The following is a 1,180-nucleotide window of genomic DNA, read 5'->3' as shown; positions in this document are numbered from 1 at the left end:
TGAATCGCCACTGATTTCCTAGACACCTTTTAGTTAGATAAACTAGCTAAAAAAAGAGGTGTCCATGAGCCATAAACGTTACCCTGAACAATTCAAAATCGAAGCCGTTAAACAAGTCACTGTTGCCGGCCATTCTGTCGCTGACGTAGCTCAGCGTTTAGGTACTACCACACACAGTCTATATGCCTGGATTAAGCGCTATGGTCCTGATTCCGAGGAACACCTTCAGCAATCTGCTGAGTCCGCCGAAATTCGACGACTACAAAAAGAGCTTAAGCGCGTTACTGAAGAACGTGACCTGTTAAAAAAAGCCGCGGCGTACTTCGCAAGCCACCCCGAGTAAGGTACGCCTTTATTCAAGAGCATCACCACAGCCACTCTGTGCGGCAACTGTGCCAGTTGTTTGATGTTCATCCGAGCGGGTATTACGCGTGGAGGAGCTGCGCAAAGTCGAAGCGACAATGTGACAATGAACGACTTACAGGCCAACTCAAACAATGTTGGCTTGAGTCTGGTGGTGTCTATGGATACCGTAAACTCCATCGAGATCTGCGTAATCTTGGCGAGCAATGCGGTATCAATCGTGTATATCGTCTGATGCAGCGAGCAGGACTGCGAGCGCAAATTGGCTATCGCAAACCAAGAGCTCCTAGCGGTGAGCAACACGTTGTTACGCCAAATCGTTTAGAGCGGCAATTCGATCCATTAGCGCCCAACAAGGCTTGGGTAACGGATATTACGTACATCAAAACACATGAAGGTTGGCTCTATCTTGGCGCTGTAATGGACTTGTTCTCACGACGAATTATTGGTTGGTCAATGGGCAGTCGTATCACCAAAGAGCTTGCGTTAGACGCCTTATTGATGGCGGTTTGGCAGCGTAAACCTGATGGAAATGTCCTAGTTCACTCAGATCAGGGAAGCCAATACACGAGCCATGATTGGAATGAGTTTCTAAGTGCTCATGGCTTGGAAGGTAGCATGAGCCGTCGAGGTAATTGCCATGATAACGCAGTAGCCGAGAGCTTCTTTCAACTGCTGAAACGTGAACGAATTAAGCGAAAAATCTATGCAACAAGGGACGATGCGAAGATGGATGTGTTTAATTATATTGAGATGTTTTATAACCCGAAACGACAACATAGTTCCAATAATGGGCTATCGCCGTTAGAGTATGAGC

The 1,180-nt window shown here is 46.9% G+C and carries 1 protein-coding gene; it reads left to right on the top strand.

Translation table 11 applies throughout. The features are described 5' to 3' along the window. Positions 1-64: 64 nt before the first annotated feature. A protein-coding gene (locus ABTQ23_RS21125) for an IS3 family transposase (protein WP_408617742.1) occupies positions 65-1,180 on the top strand; the annotation gives its coding sequence in 2 pieces (ribosomal slippage) (positions 65-302 and positions 302-1,180; 1,117 coding nt annotated over the 2 pieces). This gene is flagged as partial in the annotation.

The sequence above is a fragment of the Celerinatantimonas sediminis genome (assembly GCF_046054195.1).
Classification (GTDB): Bacteria; Pseudomonadota; Gammaproteobacteria; order Enterobacterales; family Celerinatantimonadaceae; genus Celerinatantimonas.
Note: the sequence above shows the minus strand (reverse complement) of the source record. Positions and strands in the feature narration are given on the sequence as shown.